Genomic DNA, 18,580 nt, shown 5'->3' on the forward strand with positions numbered 1-18,580 from the left:
TAATTGCATAAAAACTAACACTATGGGAATGTTTAGCCTTATCGCAATCCTGATTAGCCTTGCAGCTATTTTCAGCTACATAAACTTTCGCCTCATAAAGCTTCCCACCACTATCGGTATTTTGCTGATAACAATTCTCACTTCTTTGGTCATTGTAATATTGGGGCTGTTCGGGTTGGGAGAAATCCATGTGAAAGCGGCATATGCTTTGAACCGGATTGACTTTAATAAAACGCTTATGAACGGCATGCTCAGTTTTCTCCTTTTTGCGGGGGCGTTACATGTCAACCTGGAAGACCTCTCAAAACATAAGTATATCATTATTATTCTGGCGACATTTGGAATTATAGCAAATACTTTTATTGTGGGCAGTCTGGCATGGCTGGTATTTGCGCTGGTGAATATCAAGTTATCCTACATTTACTGCCTTTTGTTTGGAGCGCTCATCGCCCCGACAGACCCTATCGCAGTTATTGGCATACTGAAGAAAGCGGGGGTTTCCAAGAGCCTTGAAACAAAAATCACAGGCGAGAGCCTTTTCAATGACGGAGTTGCGGTAGTTGTATTTTTAATCCTTTTGGAAATTGCAACCGGTGGGCACGAAGTGACCTTTCAGCACATCTCCTTTCTCTTTATCGAGGAAGCGGTCGGAGGAATCGTTTTTGGGTTTGTGACTGGCATGATCGCTTTTTTTATGCTTAAGGCAGTTGATAACTATCAGGTAGAGATACTTGTTACCCTTGCGATGAGCGAGAAAACACGCGGCCACCTGGACTCTTTTTGGGAGTTGATCGATGAAGTATTAAACGCGGTTCTTTTCCTCATGATCGGGATGGAAGTGCTGGTGGTTACCATAAAAATAAATTACCTGATTGCCGGGCTTATAATGATTCCTATCGTGTTGATAGCCCGTTTTATAAGTGTGGGTGTGCCGGTGACGCTCATGCGTTTTCTGAAAGAATTCAGTCCGAATGCCATAAAAATCCTCACATGGGGCGGATTGCGCGGCGGTATCTCCGTAGCGCTTGCCCTGTCGCTTCCTGCAGGGGAATCGAGGGAGGTCTTATTGACAATAACTTACATAATCGTCGTGTTTTCAATAGTAGCCCAGGGGTTAACCATCGGGCATTATGTATCTTCCCTGAAAACTACGGAGTAATTTTTAAAATGTCGGATGTGTAGAACCGTCGGAAATGTTCGTGCCTTCCCAGTAAGTTGAGGTAAACAGCCCCCCTGGTCTCCTTTATTAATGGGGAATACTGTACAGTCGGCAATCGGCAATCTACAGTCGGCAAACTGCAAATTGCGGACGGTGAAAGATAGTTGCGAATATTTGTTACTCTTTCTTAACACTCGAAATACTTACCTGTGGATTAAGTGTTGGTGTAAAATTGTCCGGGAGGAGGTATTTTTCGGGCAATTTTATTTTTTTTGCCAATTCTTCAAGATTATTCACGCCGAGTTCATTGTATGCATGGAGCAGGATTTTTGCACATGCCACGGCGTCTTCTTCTGCGTCATGGTGTTTGAACTCAATTTCAAGATATCGGGAAATTTTATTAAGTGCGTATCCAAGAAGCCCCGGCCAAACACGTTTGGCTATTGCAAGGGTGCAAAAATAATTGAGAGGCGGGTAAGGTATTTTGTACACATCGAGAATGCAGCACAATACACTCATATCAAAACTTGCATTATGGGCGACGAGATAACTGCCTTCCAGGAACGGAAATATTTCGTCCCACAATTGATAAAATTCCGGTTTGTCTTCTACATCTTTTGCTGAGATCCCGTGGATATATGTACTAAACGGATCAAAGTAAAGCTCCGGTGGCCTGATAAGCCATGACGTCCTTTTTACAATCGTTTGTTCTTCAATTATCGCCAATCCCAAAGAACAAACACTGGAACGCTTTGCATTTGCCGTCTCAAAATCTATCGCAACACATTTCATTTGTTTTCTAAAGAAGCAAAAATAGCACTGTATCCTTCAAACGGTTTTTATAAAAGATAAAATCATAACACACAACAGAATCAAAAATCTATTACGTTCTTAAAAAAAAGTATCTGGTAATAAATGTAGCGGACACCAAATGGATTGCCCAGTGGGTATTGCGTGCTTTTTCAGTAATGAGTTTTAAAATGGAATATGAAATAAAACCAATTGAATTCCAGCCGCGCTTTCAATATAGCTGGTGACTGTTGAAGTGCCTGGTATTGCGCCGCTTATTGTTCCCATTGCGTCCGATAGAAACACTCGTTTTATCCGTGGGATTTTTCCGTTTTTATAGAATCCCCCTTGTTCCCCAACTCCGACTACCGTTCCTACGGTATCAAAAAGGTCTAAAAAGAAAAAAACAAAAACGATGGAAATAAGCCCTGGGTGAGTCAGTATTTTAACGGGGTCGCATTTTAATAATGTCGGTTCTATTGAGGGTGGCATGCTGACAATACCCTGATAATGTACCAACCCGAGGGGGACCCCTATGAATGTCCATACAAGATTGCTCCCCGGATTTTAAGGGCCACCATTGTTCCTATTGCAATGACGCCAAACAGCGGTAACCACATTTCCGGCGATTTAGGGTCGCCGAGTCCAACAAGGACGCCAGGTTTATCCACAATAATTCCGCCATATCAAACCCTACCAGCGCAATCAACAATCCGATTCCAACGGCAATGGCGCTTTTTAACGAATCGGGTATGATAAATATTACCAGTTCACGCAATCCGAAAAACGACAGAATAAGTAATAAGTAATAAAACGCCGGCGGTATGGGATAATTGGCAAGAAGTGCCATGAGTATGCACGCAAATGCACTGGAAATGCACGTCGCCGTCATGACAGCACCAAAATCCATCCCGCAACCGGAAAGTACCGCAGGCTGGACGAATATGATGTATGACATTGTCAAAAACGTAGTCGAGCCTGCAACCGTCTCCGTGCTGGTGTTCGTGCCGTTTTGCCGGAGTTTAAATATTTTTCCGGGCATTCATTTTTACCTTGTTCCAGAGAGCATCCAATTCTTCTATCGAACACTGTTCAATATCTTTTCCGCAGGAAGCAAGTTCTTTTTCTATTTTTTTAAAGCGGTCTACAAATTTATATATGGTTTTATGAAGTATATTTTCTGTGTCAAACTGTAAAAAACGGGAAAGATTCACCACGGAAAACAAAAGATCTCCGATTTCTTCCTCCATGTCTTTTGTTTCTTTCTTTGCGATAGCCTCTTTAACTTCCTCCATTTCTTCTTCCACTTTTGCTATGACATCGTTTATATCTTTCCAGTCAAATCCCACTTTTGCCGCCTTCTTCTGTACTTTTTGCGCTTTTTGAAGCGCGGGAAGATGCTTTGGCAGTCCATCAACAGCAGATTTTCGTTCTTCGTATCCCTTCTCCTGTTTTTTAATCGCCTCCCACTGCTGAACCACTTCTTCTGAAGTAGATGCTGTCGAATCGCCAAAAACATGGGGATGGCGGCGCATCATTTTGTCCAGACATAATTTCATTACATCGTTGATATCAAACTCTTTTTTTTCCCTTGCAATTTGACAGTGGAAGATAATTTGCAGAAACAGGTCCGCCAGTTCCTCTTTAAGTTTGTCCGGTATGCCTGAATCTATTGCATCGATTACTTCGTATGTCTCTTCCACCAAATAGGGTTTTAAGGTTACATGGTTTTGTTCTTTATCCCACGGGCAGCCGTCCTTGCCGCGTAACCTTTCCATCAGTTCCACCATGTCATAGAATAAAGAAATAGAGGTATCCTTTTTCACTCTCATTTCATCCCTTCCGGAAATATTTGCAAAAACTCCATTTTTCAAGGTGGTTATAATAACCTTTTAATTAATGGATAGTCAAACAAATCGTTACATTTTAGTTTTTAGAAAAATGAATAGTAGGGACGAAGTATTTGCCCCTTACCCTTATATGCGAATATCTATAAGGGCTTCCGTAACAGGCGCTTTAGCCAAGATAGGGTATTTAATCACTCATGTTCTTCAAAGTTAATGTTTATTTGAAACATTGCTTGTCATATGGAAACAGCTTTACATTGTTCTATTGCCTTTTACAAGAAACGGGCTTTTTATTTAAACTTTTAATAAATAACACATATGTTGTGTATTTTTTTAGATAAAGAGCTAATTTGTCAATTAAATATAGTGAAAACCAGACAAATATCACCCAAAAAGCTTGAGAAATAAGGGTTGAGAACAGCATAAAATATGGTATCTTTGCAGAATCCTCGTGGATACCATACTTAATCTTTGAATATTCCAATTTTTTAGATGCCCCTTTTCTATGAAATTTTATTTGACTAAATTTTTCATAGTTCATTCCTTCATTTTCTTTGCCTGTATAGTCTATGCGGAAAGGGATGAAAAGGAAGTTATGCCGTCCGCGCCATTGAGTCTCCAGAAAGAAAGACGTAGCTTTTTCCCGCAGGATTTTTATTTTGACGTTGACGCCATTCTCCCGGAAAAAGATGACGAGAAGAAATTTGAGTTTCATGGTTTTTTTGCAATCACCACCCCAGTAAAAGGAAGAGATGATGATTCCCAGCAGCCTTCTTCAAAGTTTTTGGAGGGGAATGAACTCGTTCTCTGGCTTGGCAAACGTATAACAAAAAAACTCTCTTTTGTATCAGAACTTGAGATTGAAGAGGGATTCAATCAATTTGAATTGGAAACATTTCACTTTAATTATGAAATAGTAAGCGATGTACTGCAAATACGCGCAGGCAGGTTTTTGTATCCGTTTGGTATTGAGCGGTTTGCGGAAGAAGGCCCTTTTAACAAACTTGTGGACCGCCCTTTGCCTTCTATCAGGATTATTCCCGGAACATATTCAGACAATGGGGGAATGTTTTTTGGAACACTTCCTTTATTTTTAAATACACGGTTTAAATATGAATTCGCGATAACAAATGGACTCAAGGGCCCGGAACCAAATGATGTGCAGAAATTATGGGATAATAATAGCAGCAAGACCCTGGGGGGAAGAATCGCCTTCGAGTGTTTTCCGGGATTTGAAGTGGGCGGCTCATATTCAAGGGGAAAATATGATGAAAACAACAAACGGGATATAGATTTTTTAGGCGCTGATTTTCAGTTGAAAAGGGGAAATCTGGAAATCCGGGGGGAATATATTACAAGCAGGGTAGAACAAAAGGCAGAAGATGGGGGGAATTATCACAGAAACGGCTATTACGTTCAAACTACTTACCGGTATCCCTTCGATCTGGATTATTTAAAATATCTTGAAGGGGTTTTGCGTTTCGATTCAGTGGATCCAAACAAAGATATTACAGACGGAAACGAAGCCGACCGGATTGCATTTGGAATAAACTATTCACCCATAAAACAGGTAATATTTAAGTTTGAATATGAAGTTGAAAATGAGGCGGGAGAAGGTATTCATGGCAAATCTTTTGTTCAGGCAATAGTTAAATGGTAAGGACTGGTTAATCAGAGGTCAGATTTTTGAAACAGCAACCTTGCAATGAATTTTATTTAAAATGTATAAACCCTTATTATTCATCCTTCGAGAACCTTACCTGATTAACGATAATGACCCCGCGCTATTTTCTGGTCGCCTGTTCGTCCTTGCTTTACCTTTTTCCACCACATAAAATAAATTATGCCAAAATTTAAAAAAATATTACATCCTGAGAAATTTAATTTAATTTTATACTACACCCTCACAAGCTTTGTAATCATTGTCATATTGAGTTTTGTTATCGGAAAAGTATTTGCCAGACTTGAATCCCAGGAATTGGTTAAGCGAAGCGAAAAGTACGCACATAATTTTATCACACACATAAATTATGAACTTTATAAAGACTTTCTTATTCCCACCCTGAAAAAATCGGGGAAAATCGATTTGGAAAATAATCGAAGGCAATTGAGAAAATTAGACAATACCGTAAAAGAGAATTTGTACGGCTTAAATATAAAAAAACTGTATTTGTACGACCTTGAAGGAAATATTATTTATAGCACCCTATCGGAACATATCGGGTTTGCTATAAACCGGGGTGAAAATAAAAAATTAGATTCTGCCATTAACGGCATTCCGGCTTCCGCGCTGCGTCTCTCGGGCACCGTGGATTCAAAAGGCGCCTACGTTCCGGAAACCTTGCTTGAAAGTTATTACCCCTTTTATGAAATGGATGCGGAGGGAACGAAAAAGGCGCAGGTTGGGGTATTGGAAATCTACCAGGACATGTCCGCGTTAAAAAAGCAAATCGCAAAGGCACATCAAAAGGCCACCCTCATGACAGGTTCCGCAATGGGAGGGTTGTTCATAGCCCTCTATCTGATAGTTCTGAAGGCATCGAGAATTATTGATGCCAGAACACGGCAGTTAACAGAGGCACGCAATACCCTGGAACAGAACGTTGAAGAACGAACCCTTGAAATAAGAGAGGCATATAAAAAATTGCAGCATACGCAGCGCAGGTTAGTACAATCTGAAAAATTGGCAAGCATCGGAACTCTTGCCACAGGACTTGCCCATGAAATAAATAATCCGCTTGCTTCCGTTGCGGGTTGTGCGGAAGGACTGAACGAAAGACTTATCTCAATACTAAACCGTCCGGGAAAATATACTGAAAAAGAAGAACTGGAAATTTTCTCTGAATATTTAAAAATAATATCGAATGAAACATACCGTTGCAAATCGATAATCTCAAACTTACTAAATTTTTCCAGACAATCGGAACCTCATTTTGAGCGAATAGATATAAACAGTATTATCAAAAACACAATCGACTCCCTTCAGTATCACCAACCTGAAAACAAGGCAAAACAGAAAATCCAGGTCAATCTGTCGGAAATGCCTTGCGAAATAATCGGAGATCCCCAACAAATAAAACAGGTTTTTATAAACTTAATCACAAACTCCTTCCATGCAACAGAAGCCGGCGGTGAAATTATTATTGCAACCCTACAGAAAGAAACAACCGTACAGATACTCTTCAGGGATACCGGTGTTGGCATTAAGCCCGAATATTTGAACAGGATATTCGACCCTTTTTTACCACCAAACCAACGGAAAAAGGCACAGGAATCGGATTATCCATATGTTATGGTATCGTCGATATGCATAACGGAAGAATTGATGTGTTCAGCGAAGGTGAGGGAAGAGGCGCCGTCTTTGAAATCACCTTTCCATTAGCGGGAAAGCAAGACAATGCAGAAAGGACAGGATAATTGCCCTATGAGTAAAAAACCTACTATTTTATTTACCGACGATGAAGGCACCTTTAGAAACATTATGTCCAAGGAACTCGACCGGATGGGATATAATGTGACGTGTTGCGCCAGTGGACAGGAAACGATAAAGAATATGCAGGAACGGGATTACGATGTGGCGATACTCGATATGAATATGCCTGTCATGAACGGCATTGAGACCTTAAAAAAAAGTGAAAACCATTGAACCCACCACCGAAGTAATAATACTGACAGGACAAGGTTCTATTGAGAATGCCGTTCAGGCTATAAAGCTGGGCGCATATGACTACCTGACAAAACCATGCCAGCTCAAAGAGCTTGATTTATTATTGCAAAGGGCATTGGAAAAAAGAAAACTCAGCAGGGAAAATTTTCATCTCAAGACACTGGTACATGACGTACAAAAACCTTCTTCTATGATAGGAAACAGCCCGGCAATAAAAGCGGTATTTAAAATGATCGATAAAACTGCGCCATCTGACGTTACCGTGCTGATCCAAGGAGAAAGCGGCACGGGAAAAGAGCTTGCCGCAAAAATGATACACCAATACAGCAAAAGAGCGGACAAACCGTTTGTAATAGTAAATTGCGCCACCCTACAGGAATCCTTATTGGAAAGCGAACTCTTCGGGCACGTGAAAGGCGCTTTTACCGGTGCAGCGGAATCCAGGGTTGGATTATTCGAAATTGCAGAAGGGGGCACACTCTTCCTTGATGAAATCGGCGAATTAACCGTTAACACGCAGGCAAAACTGCTTCGTGTAATACAATCGGGTGAAATACGGCGTGTTGGTGATAATCGTGTTATCACCGTGGATGCAAGGATTATTGCTGCTACGCATAAAAATCTGCCCCTAGAGGTTAAGGAAGGCAGATTCAGAGAAGACTTGTATTTTCGTTTAAACGTTATCACCTTGCGCCTGCCTTCTTTACGCGAAAGGAAAGATGACTTAACGGCTTTAATTCAGCATTTTCTCCAAAAATTTTGCAAAGGGGAACGAACCATGGATATGCACCCGGAAGCGTTACACGCTATGACGCTCTACGACTGGCCGGGAAACATTCGGGAACTGGAAAATACTATTGAACGCACTGTTGTACTAGCAGACGGAAATATTATCAGCATAGAGGAATTGCCTGACAATATCCGCGGGAGGACATATGAACACTATGGTAAAAATGGGGAAATCGCGCTTTCTGAAGTGGAAAAGAATCATATTATACAAGTATTGAAAGAAAAAAACTGGCACAAACCCCTTGCGGCAAAAACGCTGGGCATCTCCCTGAAAACCTTATATAATAAAATGAAAATGTATAATATTGATTTATAAATCCCCTTTTTAAGCTACACTTTAGTTTTTTGAAAAATTCCAATAAAAACGATGTTTTGCCACACCGTGTAGTGAGCGAAGCATTCGCTGTAAATTGTCATAAATGCGTTCACACCCAAACGGGCAAATACTTCGCCCCTTTTTCAAAAACTAAAGTGTTACAGATTATTTAGATTTGACAAAATATTTCTCAGCTATTAGGATATATTGTTCCTTTAAAACGGCATGCCTTTTCCGATTTCTCCTTCGCACTCAGTAAAAAGAGTGATGGGAAAAACTTGCGAAATAGATTTTTTACCGGACAGCACTATAAATACAAATGAATACACTATCAGTAAAAACGCGGGCAAAAACAGAGTTTATCGATATCACCGGTGAAGTTCATGCCATTGTGCATAAAACGGGCATTATGGAAGGAATGTGTTTTGTTTACGTGCCGCACACTACCGCCGCTGTTACCATCAATGAAAACGCCGACCCCTCCGTAAGAAAAGATATTGTTGATGAGATAAATAAAATAGTACCATGGAATGATCACTACGCCCATTTGGAAGGGAATTCAGCCTCACATATCAAGGCATCCGTTTTCGGTGCAGCTTCCGCCATCCCTATTTCTCAGGGAAGGTTAGCGCTTGGGACATGGCAGGGGATTTACTTCTGTGAATTTGATGGCCCAAGGAACAGAGAGGTATTGGTACAAACGGTTAAAAGTGAGTAATATACAAACAAAACAAATAATCCCCCTGGAATACCGCTGGAACATAAAGGATGCTATTAAGGTACTCACAACCTACATGGTCTTTACGTTCGCCGGGATGCCGATACTCATCAGCTTTATTCAAACCGTTTTTGGTTTCGAGATACAAACCGCTTCCCCTTCATTTCGCACGATGATCTTGTTTGTCTCTTTCCTTGCCAACCTGTTAATATGTCTCTATATATGCTATATCGTTCGTTTTGAGTATGGACAATCTATTGTCAATTTAGGGCTAACGCTTGTCAATATCGCCGACAATATTAAAATAGGGTTGAAAAGATACCTTGTCACAATACCTGTAATAATGCTGGCCGGTTTTATCATAAACGCGGTGTTTAGTTATTATGGTATAATGCCGGAGATACAGGACGTGGTACAGTGGGTATTGGCCGAGGATTCGGCCATCGTTTTGGCATGTCTCATATTTTTTGGCATTATTGTCGCACCAATTATGGAAGAAATCATATTCCGTGGATTTTTAGTCCCTGCGCTGAAAAGTTACTTTGGAATACGATACGCCATTTTTATAAGCGCTGCCGTTTTTGCCGCGGTACACATGGATATGTTTGCGTTTTTGCAAATATTTATCCTTGGAGTTCTTTTGGGATATTTATATGAGAAAACACAATCCCTTGCCGCCTCCATAGTGGTACATATTTTACATAATTCCTTAACACTGGCTCTTTTGATGTACTTTAAGTTCTTTATGGACAGCAAAGTACCGGTGTTTTAAAAAATTATAACAAATTAATTTTATCGCTTAATTATACTGCCTGCAAAAAACGGCAGTATATTTTCCAATAGGAGACGCACCGCCTATGCTGAAAGACGTAAATGAACAAATGGAAATCTTGCTGCGCGGAACAGTAGATATTGTTTCCAAAGGCGAACTGATAAAAAAATAGAACGCTCAATGCAAGAAAAAAGGCCGCTTCGCGTAAAACTGGGACTCGACCCCACTGCGCCGGATATCCATATAGGGAATGCCATCCCAATTCACAAATTACGGGCATTCCAGTCGCTGGGGCACACGGCCATTCTCATCATCGGCGACTATACGGCCGTCGTGGGCGACCCTTCAGGAGTAAACAAGACACGACCAATGATAACGCACGATAAGGTTCTGGAAAACGCGAAAACGTACCTTACCCAGGCGGGGAAAATACTCGATATGGATAAGACAGAGGTCGTTTATAACAGCAAATGGTTCAAATCAATGACCTTTAACGACGTCATCCAACTCGTCTCAAAAATGACCGTTGCGCGAATGATGGAACGGGACGACTTTTCGAAGCGTTATAAGGCAGGTTCTCCCATCAGTCTGCATGAATTTATCTATCCGCTGATGCAGGGATACGACTCCATTATGGTAAAGAACGACGTTGAACTTGGGGGTACCGATCAATTATTCAGTCTGCTTGTGGGAAGGGATTTACAGAAGGACGCCGGCATGGAACCGCAGGTAGTACTTACCACCTCGCTCCTGGAAGGAATCGATGGCAATAAGAAGATGAGTAAAAGCCTAAACAACTACATCGGCATCACCGAACCGCCGCGGGAAATGTTCGGCAAGGTAATGTCCATCCCCGATAATTTAATGCGCAAATACTTTGAGCTTGCGACGGATGTAAGCATTGAAGATATACAGCAGTTGCTTGACGAAAAAACCCATCCACGCACAGCAAAGGTTGCGCTTGCAAAGGCCATAGTAACTCGCTACCACAACCTCCAGGCAGCGGAAGCCGCCGCGGAAGAATTTGACCGTGTTTTTAAAGAAGGCGCACTTCCGGACGAAATACCCATTATCTCCATACCTGACGGCGAACTTGAAAACGGCAAAATATGGATCACGAAACTCATAGTAAGCTGTAAATTTGCCGCTACAAACGGCGAGGCGCGCCGGTTGATCCAACAAGGCGGTGTATCTGTAAACAGTGAAACCATTAATGACCCCACGCTAAATATAGAAATTACGCCGGGTATGACCCTTAAAGTGGGAAAACGCAGATTTGCAAAAATAGTGTTGCAATAGTAATTGCGCAGGGTGCATTCCCCCCGTTTTTCGGTAAAAACATTAAACGCAGAGGATTGAATGAGAGACAGAGGTTATAGGTTATATTATTTTCTATCAATCTTACTAAAGAAGGGTTCGCTTAAACAAAAACAATACAAGTATTATACAAAAATAGTAGCCGACCCTATTTTACTCCATAATGGGTGATTCCACTCATCTTCCTAATGTAATGTTCTTTGGCGGATACACCTTCTTTCTACAACTGTAAACTTATGCAATATTTGTAAACGGCCACTCCTAAGGATATCTAATAAAATTTGAGCAGGCTCTTCAGGTGTAAAAGGATCTAAACGGAAATATACAACGCCAACAGGAGTTACTGATCTATACTTATAGATCAATTCTCCATAATCTTTGTCAAACGTCAAAATTATCCGATTTTCCTCATAAGCACGCTTTAAAACATTGAAATCTTTGAGTCCAGGCGTATCTTCAATTACAGATGCTACATTATGACCGTTACCACGTAAGATTCGAATACTGACGCCCGGAAAATTTTCATTTGCCAAAAAATCCATCAATTTGTCCCTGAAGGAATTGTATATAATGCTTCTTCGCGCATGCACTCGGCTGAAAAGGCAAATACAGCACGCAAACTTTCCTTTGTTAATGTTGGATAGTTTTCAATTATTTGCCGCTCTGTCCAGCCGTTTGCAAAAAGACCCAGAATGAATTCCACGGATAATCTCGTTCCTTTTACCACTGGCTTACCAAGCAAAATTTCCGGATCTGAATGTATAAAATTTCTCCAATTAATCTCAGGCATTTTAACCCCCCTTTTTAATCCAAAAATAGTTGACCCTGCTTTTCCCCAGTTGGTCAACCCTACCCCGTTAGATAATAAACATCTAATGAAATTGACGTATTTTTTTCAAATTGCGGACTTTGGCTTATTTATCAAGGTTTTACAAGTAATCCAAGTCTTTAGTGATAGCAAAACAAAAAACACGTCGCTAATCGTGTCTATTAGAATGTAATTTGTCAATTTGAAAGATTCGACCCCTTCGGCTTCTTACTTAATATTTAAGATGTGACCCTTTTACTCCTCGGTAAAACAGATAAAAACAAGACTTACTTCAACTCCTTTATCAAATAATATGTTACCCACCCACGTTTGCCATTTAAAGTTTCTACCAGTACACCATTGCCTTCACGCCTTATAAGCTTTACTCTATCGCCATGTTTAGCGGTTACAGAGATTCCCTTTGAACGGTTTTTATAATCATTCCAAAGATTTATATTATGTATAGTAATTGGTGGATTAGTGCCTGCATCATAACCATCCAGGGTAACATATTGTTCTTTTTGATTAGCAGACAGTTTTATAATTCCTTCTAACTTTTTATTCCTTTTGTCTCCCTGATTAAATATTGATCCGTATTTTTTTTCTATTGAAACATACGAGAATATAACCCACCCTATTACGAGAATTGATATTATTGCCAATAAAACAACAATCCAAATAGTTTGAGTTGATTTTTTTCCTTTATTCTCTGGATTCAAGAAATATTTTCTATTTTCTGATGGTGGAAAGCGATATCCGCATTCACAAGATTCTGCATCATCAGGACTCATTAATTTGCATGATGGGCACTGTAACATTTTTTCTCTATTTTTTATTCAATCTTGCTGTATTATTTAGGATTAGAATTGTTTTTCTACTTCTCTTGTTCTGCCAATATTTGCTTTGCTTCTTTTAAATCTATCTTTGCTTTATGACCGTGTTTCTCAAGTAAATGTAAAAGATTGCTGCCGTTTAGCAATGTAAGTGGTTTTCCTTTGGCAAATTCATATGCATCAGGACCATAGTCGGCAGTAGACACTAATATCCCTTTTGTTGCACCCTCATTCATGACAGTTCCAAAAAGATCACGAACGGCAGAAACACCGACAGTATTTGTATAACGTTTGGCTTGAATTACTATTTTGCCTCCTCTGATTGGATCGGGATCAAAAGCTACTGCATCAACCCCTGCATCTCTGCTGGATCGGGTAACTTTAACCTCTCCTCCAGATTGAGAAAATTCCTTTTCAAAAAGCTCTCTGATCAAATGTTCAAAATCTTCCCAATCCATTGCGGCGAGATTGTAAGTGTCGCCTAATTCGTCAACAACTTGGTAGGAAGATACAAATCTTTTGTCTTCACGACTAATCTGTAATATTGGTGCAATTGGTGTTAGACTGTGAAGTTTTGAACTGCCAATGCCTTTTAGTTTCTTAAAACAAGCCTTTGGGTCTACATGTTCTAAATTAATTGACAAAAATTCCTGTTTATTTGCTTGAACAGATACTATGCAGGCAGTTATTGTTTGTCCTGTGGCTTTATCTATTGACTCCACAATGCCATTAAAAATGATTGAGTCAATGGCATTTACAACATCAGATTCGTATAGTTCATGAATTGTTCTTAGTGTGATTTGATAAATAAGATCATCATAAAGGTTATTAACTGTTGAATCTGCAAGAAAACTTTCTGAAAACTCATCCCTCGTTTTGATATATTTTACTTCCTTTAATCTTGGGAGTGCATCAATGGGAGGTAATGAGTAATCTACAATCATTATTTTTGTTTCGGGGTTATAATCCAGGTCAAATTCCTGGGGAAATAATATGGATAATCTGAGGTTGATAAAACATACTTACAATATTTAATTAAAGCATGAGGTTGTTTCTCAAAATATTGTTCTTTTATTCTATATATTTCAATATTTCTTTTTGTTTTTCAAGAAATTCTCGTTCCTCTTTTTCCCATAGTTTTAGTTTGTCTTGATATAGTTTCTGAAGTTCTTCATTTTTTTGGTAATTTCTTCTTTAGCTTCTAGCCACTCATTATAATTAATTTTAAATAAACGTTCCGCACGGTCTATTTTTTTCTTGTTTACGCGAAGGGAATATTTTGTCCAAAAATTCAAATTTTGGCTGGTAATATTGATTAGTTCTCTTCGGCAGCTTAGAAATTTCTAATAGTTCTGGTAGTTGAGGTTTTTGCTTAAGGAATTTAGATTCATTCTTCAACGCTTCCCACTCAATTGTATAGTTTTTATTCAGCGCATGCTTTAGAATGACCTCTATTTCTTTTATAGCTTCTGTTGCTTCTTTGGTTTGTTCAATTGCCAATTTAGTTTTTAACTGTCTATTTTCCATTTTCAACTTTCCACATTTCATTCCATGCGACAATCTTAGTCTCAGCCATTTGTTCCACTACATCCCTGTCACGCCCACGAATAACGCGGTATTTATTTAAACCTTCATGTCTGATTTCTGCTTTCCACATAGTAGCTCCGCTACTCGAACCTCTCGTTTGGCTCCTTGATTCCATGCTTCTCAATACATTTCTGATCATCACATCATAATTTCTTGCCATACTTAATATTCCTTCATTTCAATAATGGAGTATAATAAACGGTTATTTTCCTATTTTCGGATTTTAAAGGTAATAGTCGCTAACCACGTTTTTCCATATCAAATCTTTTCTATTTTAATATCAGCCACCTTAATTCAAAATACAGTTCTGGAAATTCATAATCCTCATCTGAATTATTCCAGCATTCCCGGATGCATATAACTGCTTTGTCTGATTCTGAGTATGCCAAAGAAACAGTAAAATAATGTGCTGGGTTATCATACGTAGATGTAATAGGCAATTGCCTTTCATAACTACCATAATCACCACCAATATCTGCAAATCCCATAACACCTCTAATTTCAGATTCTATGTTACCAATTATAAATATTTGTGAGTCAAAACTACCTGCTCCAACCTCAATCGACTCAAACTCAACATCTACAATACCTTTATCATTAATTTTAACCCTATCTGCAAAAAGAGTTGTTGTGCTAACAAAAAGTACTGTTAAACAAATAAATATTTTATACATTTTTCATTCTCCTTCTTTGGCAATTAAAGTGACATCATATTAAATTTTAATTAAATGAATTAAGCAAGGTACTATCATAGAAATTTAAAAAAATGTTGTTCAATCAATTTTATGCTAACCTCTATTTATAACGTATTAATTTACATTTAATTTTTAAATTCCATGCGTAAGAATCTCTGTCTATAACATCATTATTAACAATGGTACGATAGAAAACAATTTTCCCCTTTTTCGTATTCGCAAATGCCACGTCCCAATATTCAATAATATTATCTGCTTTATCATCGGGTTCTAAATAAACAATTGCAGTGGTAGGAAGATTAAATATCCAGCTTCCAGATTCTACATTTGCCAATATTTGATGTGGAATTTTGTTTCCAAGTGTTTCAATATCATAACGTTCTGTTATGCCCTCACCAGCCTTAACGAGGACGCTTCCCAATTCTAAATCTTCTGTAATTCTATCAAACACCTCAATATCATCTGCAAAAACAATAGTTATAGGAATTGCAACTATTACCATCAATATTAAAAATATCATTATTTTTTTCATATCAATCCCTCCACAATTTTTAGAATAATGTTAAATGGCCTTTATAATAATCACTTTTCTTTCAACACAATCTCAATCTCCTTTTCCTCTCCTTCTTCAAGATTCACGCTATATTTTGATTAAAAAAATGCAAAAATAACAACTGTACCAATTTTGTACTAAAATCAACCCAAAAGGATAGAATTAATCGTAATGAATAAAATTGATATAACGCTTACAAACCCTTTATATTAAAGGCAAAACAGGAAATCGGTACAATATCAAGGACTTTAGAATTTTTACTATTTCATATTGCGAATCTGAACCTGCTCAGGGACATGAAGGGGTTGCAAAAAAAGAATGGAAATGTTCCAAATTAAGTATGGTGTCCCCTAAATCACCGGATTATTTATTTTCATCCCCGTTGCGACCAAATGCCCGTTGATGTTTCCTTTGTGTTAAAACTGATAACTTAATCCTACAAAATACGTCCTCCCCGGCCTTGGCAAATCCTCTGCTATGGAAACAGGCCCGGGGTCTTTATAGTCTTTATCAAACACATTAAATATCGTGCCCTGCACGTTCATTGTGCCAAAAAAATTTCTCCCGGTAACAGAAAGATTTACCAATGCATATGAGGGCATATCGTCCCTGCCGTCATCCTCCTCCCGGTATCGTTTCCCGCTAAAAAAGGCGCTTGCATTTGTGTTTATGTATCTGCATGGCTGCACATTGATCCCAATGTTGCCTTTATGCTTCGCCACAAAGGGCAGCTCATTTCCGTGATCATCCTCCGGATCCTGAAACGTATAATTAAAAAACACATAATTGCCAGGTGATACATTTATCTTCGTCTCTACCTCAAATCCCTGAACACGCGCATCACCGAAATTATCATACTGCCAGGTCTCACTGGCAGAATCCAGGGCGCGGAGCATTATAAGATTTTTGATATTATTGTTAAAGTAATTAATACTGCTCGTGACATGTTTGTTGAAGGTATACATCAATCCCATTTCCATTGTGCGGATAATCTCCGGGTCCAAATCCTCATTCCCCAATCTTGCAGGCTGATTCACGGTAAACATCTCAAGAAAGCTTGGTGCGCGAAATGCTTCGCCATATAAAAACTTCAACGTAGCGTTCTCCATAAACTTCCAGGTCAAACCGGAGCGGGGACTCGTCGCATTGCCAAAATCATTATATTCATCATGTCTGGCGCCTAAAGTAAGGCTTATATCCTCGGTAATATCCCAGGTATCCTGTATATAAACAGACCAGATATTCCTCGTCGTTTCTTTCAGAAAAGGATAGGTATCCGTAAAATCTTTCATCGATTCCAGCGGGTCCATGGTTAACGGGTCGAAATTTGCCGAATACCTGACGTCTGTTTGCTGAATACGCCGATATTCAAAACCCACTGTAATGATATTGCCGTCAAATAGTTCATAGTCGAAAGGCATCTCTGCGCCAATAATTCTCTGTATCACTTTCCCGTCGCCAACAAAGCCGTCGGGATATGTTTTAAAAGTATCATAGACGCCGTCGTTGTTTGTGTCAAAGGACAGGGTTGCGCCTTCCGGAAAAGATTCAACGTAGGAATCGTCGTCGAATTGATCGTAATAAACCCTCGGTTTTACGGTAAAGATATCTTCAAATGTTTTTTTGTATCCAACCTCGGCAAATACATAATTGCTCTCAATATCTGATTCATCGGCCAGTGCGTGCTGAGGGCCGATAAAAGGCCCCCGGTTTTTATTGTTATACCATCCCAGCAGATAAACATCCTTATACGCCATTTTTAAATGCAGACTATACTCCCTTCTCCAGTCCTCTACCTCTCCAGGGGCTTGCGATACGGCGGGAAATCCATAAGGGGACAACGATTTATCCAGCACAGACTGGCTGTCGCTTTCTACAATGCCGTCATAACCATTCGTATCTCTGTAATGCATCATGCCGGAAACTTCAATGTTTCCATATCGCTTGCCAAACACAATGTTTTCCTCCAACGTGTCATAGCTTCCAAAACCGCTGTCCACCAGTATGCCGTCTATATCTGCCCCGTTTTTTGTAATAATATTAATCACCGACAAAAAGGCATTTTCTCCGTACAATGCGGAACCCGGTCCGCGTATAATCTCTATTTTCTTAATATTTTTTAACGGGAAATCGTCAAAATTGCCAAAAGCGCTGCCGTCTAAGGGATTATTCACAAAGTGGCCATCAATCATTACCCGCACCCTGTTTGCGCCGTCAAGACCCCTCACCGCAGGAAATATTCCGCCAAAATTCCCCGATTTTAGTATTTCATAGCCCGGCACAGTCCGCAATAATTCAGAGAAGGTACGATATCCGGAATGGGAAATCTCCTCACCATTTAATACCGTTACTATGCCCGGCGCCTTGCTTATGCGCACCCCATGCCTGGTCGATATAGCAACTTCGGTTTCCGCCAGCAACCATCTGATCTCCTCATGAATTGCATTGGTAATTTCAACAGGTTCCGTATTTTCTTGGTAGGGGAAATCTTCCGCCAGGACAGGCATCATGGTGAAACTTGTGTAAATTGCGAAAAATGCTGTAATAATCAATCTTTTCATTTTAACGCCTGAATTTGCCAGAGAATGGCTATTAAGCATTTGCTATTAAGGATAAAAAAAATTGCGCAGAAAAAATGCAAGGCACATTGTCTCATCTTTATGAGCCGGGCAGGTTTTTATTCTCAACGTGAAAATTTCCGGGATTATACAAATAAGATTTTCTCAAAGC

Annotated in this window: 21 protein-coding genes; 8 read left to right on the forward strand and 13 right to left on the reverse strand. The window is 39.5% G+C overall.

Annotation, left to right across the window (positions count from 1 at the left end; genetic code table 11):
- Window positions 1–22 precede the first annotated feature (22 nt).
- Entirely contained in the window at window positions 23–1,159 is a 1,137-nt protein-coding gene (locus tag M5U24_RS04455) for a sodium:proton antiporter (RefSeq protein WP_099324834.1), read from the forward strand.
- A gap of 177 nt (window positions 1,160–1,336) precedes the next feature.
- Here M5U24_RS04455 and M5U24_RS04460 read toward each other — a convergent pair whose 3' ends face one another.
- The 4 genes from M5U24_RS04460 to mazG form a co-directional block, all read right to left on the reverse strand.
- Window positions 1,337–1,951, reverse strand: coding sequence for a 3'-5' exonuclease (locus tag M5U24_RS04460; RefSeq protein WP_099324835.1), 615 nt, complete (start codon window positions 1,949–1,951; stop codon window positions 1,337–1,339).
- Window positions 1,952–2,134: 183 nt separating this feature from the next.
- Window positions 2,135–2,485 (reverse strand): solute carrier family 23 protein, encoded by a 351-nt coding sequence (locus M5U24_RS04465; RefSeq protein ID WP_261341095.1) that lies wholly within the window; start codon window positions 2,483–2,485, stop codon window positions 2,135–2,137.
- Between the two features lie 49 nt (window positions 2,486–2,534).
- Window positions 2,535–2,990, reverse strand: coding sequence for a hypothetical protein (locus M5U24_RS04470; protein ID WP_197705379.1), 456 nt, complete (start codon window positions 2,988–2,990; stop codon window positions 2,535–2,537).
- Window positions 2,971–3,780 carry a nucleoside triphosphate pyrophosphohydrolase gene (gene mazG, locus M5U24_RS04475; protein WP_099327014.1) on the reverse strand — a complete coding sequence of 270 codons (810 nt, stop codon included), beginning with the start codon at window positions 3,778–3,780 and terminating at the stop codon, window positions 2,971–2,973. The genes M5U24_RS04470 and mazG overlap by 20 nt, the downstream gene beginning before the upstream one ends.
- A gap of 532 nt (window positions 3,781–4,312) precedes the next feature.
- Here mazG and M5U24_RS04480 point away from each other — a divergent pair.
- From M5U24_RS04480 to tyrS, 7 genes are all read left to right on the forward strand, one after another.
- Entirely contained in the window at window positions 4,313–5,455 is a 1,143-nt protein-coding gene (locus M5U24_RS04480) for a porin (RefSeq protein ID WP_164994473.1), read from the forward strand.
- A 183-nt stretch (window positions 5,456–5,638) separates the two neighbouring features.
- A complete protein-coding gene (locus tag M5U24_RS04485; protein WP_298201702.1) occupies window positions 5,639–7,177 on the forward strand; it encodes a histidine kinase dimerization/phospho-acceptor domain-containing protein in 1,539 nt (512 codons plus the stop codon).
- Window positions 7,178–7,219: 42 nt separating this feature from the next.
- Window positions 7,220–7,441: a response regulator gene (locus M5U24_RS04490; protein ID WP_298201703.1), complete on the forward strand. Its 222-nt coding sequence runs from the start codon at window positions 7,220–7,222 to the stop codon at window positions 7,439–7,441.
- The gene (locus M5U24_RS04495; RefSeq protein ID WP_298201705.1) at window positions 7,428–8,567 is read left to right on the forward strand and encodes a sigma-54 dependent transcriptional regulator; all 1,140 of its coding nucleotides are present in this window, start codon (window positions 7,428–7,430) and stop codon (window positions 8,565–8,567) included. The genes M5U24_RS04490 and M5U24_RS04495 overlap by 14 nt, the downstream gene beginning before the upstream one ends.
- 319 nt (window positions 8,568–8,886) lie before the next feature.
- On the forward strand, window positions 8,887–9,285 hold the full coding sequence (locus M5U24_RS04500) for a secondary thiamine-phosphate synthase enzyme YjbQ (protein ID WP_099324840.1): 399 nt from the start codon (window positions 8,887–8,889) through the stop codon (window positions 9,283–9,285).
- Window positions 9,278–10,057, forward strand: a complete 780-nt coding sequence (locus M5U24_RS04505; protein ID WP_157820465.1) for a CPBP family intramembrane glutamic endopeptidase — start codon at window positions 9,278–9,280, stop codon at window positions 10,055–10,057. The genes M5U24_RS04500 and M5U24_RS04505 overlap by 8 nt, the downstream gene beginning before the upstream one ends.
- A 180-nt stretch (window positions 10,058–10,237) precedes the next feature.
- Window positions 10,238–11,356, forward strand: a complete 1,119-nt coding sequence (tyrS, locus tag M5U24_RS04510) for a tyrosine--tRNA ligase (RefSeq protein WP_298201708.1) — start codon at window positions 10,238–10,240, stop codon at window positions 11,354–11,356.
- A 203-nt stretch (window positions 11,357–11,559) separates the two neighbouring features.
- Here tyrS and M5U24_RS04515 read toward each other — a convergent pair whose 3' ends face one another.
- From M5U24_RS04515 to M5U24_RS04555, 9 genes are all read right to left on the reverse strand, one after another.
- Window positions 11,560–11,916, reverse strand: coding sequence for a DUF5615 family PIN-like protein (locus M5U24_RS04515; RefSeq protein WP_099324843.1), 357 nt, complete (start codon window positions 11,914–11,916; stop codon window positions 11,560–11,562).
- Window positions 11,916–12,164 (reverse strand): DUF433 domain-containing protein, encoded by a 249-nt coding sequence (locus tag M5U24_RS04520; protein WP_197705380.1) that lies wholly within the window; start codon window positions 12,162–12,164, stop codon window positions 11,916–11,918. The genes M5U24_RS04515 and M5U24_RS04520 overlap by 1 nt, the downstream gene beginning before the upstream one ends.
- 305 nt (window positions 12,165–12,469) lie before the next feature.
- A complete protein-coding gene (locus tag M5U24_RS04525) occupies window positions 12,470–12,973 on the reverse strand; it encodes a hypothetical protein (protein ID WP_099324844.1) in 504 nt (167 codons plus the stop codon).
- A gap of 83 nt (window positions 12,974–13,056) precedes the next feature.
- A complete protein-coding gene (locus M5U24_RS04530) occupies window positions 13,057–13,959 on the reverse strand; it encodes a restriction endonuclease (protein WP_298201710.1) in 903 nt (300 codons plus the stop codon).
- Between the two features lie 280 nt (window positions 13,960–14,239).
- Window positions 14,240–14,542 carry a hypothetical protein gene (locus tag M5U24_RS04535; RefSeq protein ID WP_298201712.1) on the reverse strand — a complete coding sequence of 101 codons (303 nt, stop codon included), beginning with the start codon at window positions 14,540–14,542 and terminating at the stop codon, window positions 14,240–14,242.
- Window positions 14,532–14,762, reverse strand: a complete 231-nt coding sequence (locus M5U24_RS04540; protein ID WP_099324846.1) for a hypothetical protein — start codon at window positions 14,760–14,762, stop codon at window positions 14,532–14,534. Before M5U24_RS04540 ends, M5U24_RS04535 begins: the two co-directional genes overlap by 11 nt.
- 109 nt (window positions 14,763–14,871) lie before the next feature.
- Window positions 14,872–15,276 (reverse strand): hypothetical protein, encoded by a 405-nt coding sequence (locus M5U24_RS04545; protein ID WP_099324847.1) that lies wholly within the window; start codon window positions 15,274–15,276, stop codon window positions 14,872–14,874.
- A 121-nt stretch (window positions 15,277–15,397) separates the two neighbouring features.
- Complete coding sequence (locus tag M5U24_RS04550) at window positions 15,398–15,829, reverse strand: hypothetical protein (protein ID WP_099324848.1); 432 nt, start codon at window positions 15,827–15,829, stop codon at window positions 15,398–15,400.
- A gap of 437 nt (window positions 15,830–16,266) precedes the next feature.
- On the reverse strand, window positions 16,267–18,411 hold the full coding sequence (locus tag M5U24_RS04555) for a TonB-dependent receptor (protein ID WP_169703196.1): 2,145 nt from the start codon (window positions 18,409–18,411) through the stop codon (window positions 16,267–16,269).
- Between the last annotated feature and the right edge of the window lie 169 nt (window positions 18,412–18,580).

It is taken from the genome of Candidatus Kuenenia sp., from assembly GCF_027493735.1.
Lineage (GTDB): Bacteria > Planctomycetota > Brocadiia > Brocadiales > Brocadiaceae > Kuenenia > Kuenenia stuttgartiensis_A.

Coding starts and splice junctions, on each gene's coding strand:
- M5U24_RS04455 (WP_099324834.1), top strand. CDS start 23: ATGGGAATGTTTAGCCTTATCGCAATCCTGATTAGCCTTGCAGCTATT.
- M5U24_RS04460 (WP_099324835.1), bottom strand. CDS start 1,951: ATGAAATGTGTTGCGATAGATTTTGAGACGGCAAATGCAAAGCGTTCC.
- M5U24_RS04470 (WP_197705379.1), bottom strand. CDS start 2,990: ATGCCCGGAAAAATATTTAAACTCCGGCAAAACGGCACGAACACCAGC.
- mazG (WP_099327014.1), bottom strand. CDS start 3,780: ATGAGAGTGAAAAAGGATACCTCTATTTCTTTATTCTATGACATGGTG.
- M5U24_RS04485 (WP_298201702.1), top strand. CDS start 5,639: ATGCCAAAATTTAAAAAAATATTACATCCTGAGAAATTTAATTTAATT.
- M5U24_RS04490 (WP_298201703.1), top strand. CDS start 7,220: ATGAGTAAAAAACCTACTATTTTATTTACCGACGATGAAGGCACCTTT.
- M5U24_RS04500 (WP_099324840.1), top strand. CDS start 8,887: ATGAATACACTATCAGTAAAAACGCGGGCAAAAACAGAGTTTATCGAT.
- tyrS (WP_298201708.1), top strand. CDS start 10,238: ATGCAAGAAAAAAGGCCGCTTCGCGTAAAACTGGGACTCGACCCCACT.
- M5U24_RS04515 (WP_099324843.1), bottom strand. CDS start 11,916: ATGGATTTTTTGGCAAATGAAAATTTTCCGGGCGTCAGTATTCGAATC.
- M5U24_RS04520 (WP_197705380.1), bottom strand. CDS start 12,164: ATGCCTGAGATTAATTGGAGAAATTTTATACATTCAGATCCGGAAATT.
- M5U24_RS04525 (WP_099324844.1), bottom strand. CDS start 12,973: ATGAGTCCTGATGATGCAGAATCTTGTGAATGCGGATATCGCTTTCCA.
- M5U24_RS04530 (WP_298201710.1), bottom strand. CDS start 13,959: ATGATTGTAGATTACTCATTACCTCCCATTGATGCACTCCCAAGATTA.
- M5U24_RS04535 (WP_298201712.1), bottom strand. CDS start 14,542: ATGGAAAATAGACAGTTAAAAACTAAATTGGCAATTGAACAAACCAAA.
- M5U24_RS04540 (WP_099324846.1), bottom strand. CDS start 14,762: ATGGCAAGAAATTATGATGTGATGATCAGAAATGTATTGAGAAGCATG.
- M5U24_RS04545 (WP_099324847.1), bottom strand. CDS start 15,276: ATGTATAAAATATTTATTTGTTTAACAGTACTTTTTGTTAGCACAACA.
- M5U24_RS04550 (WP_099324848.1), bottom strand. CDS start 15,829: ATGAAAAAAATAATGATATTTTTAATATTGATGGTAATAGTTGCAATT.
- M5U24_RS04555 (WP_169703196.1), bottom strand. CDS start 18,411: ATGAAAAGATTGATTATTACAGCATTTTTCGCAATTTACACAAGTTTC.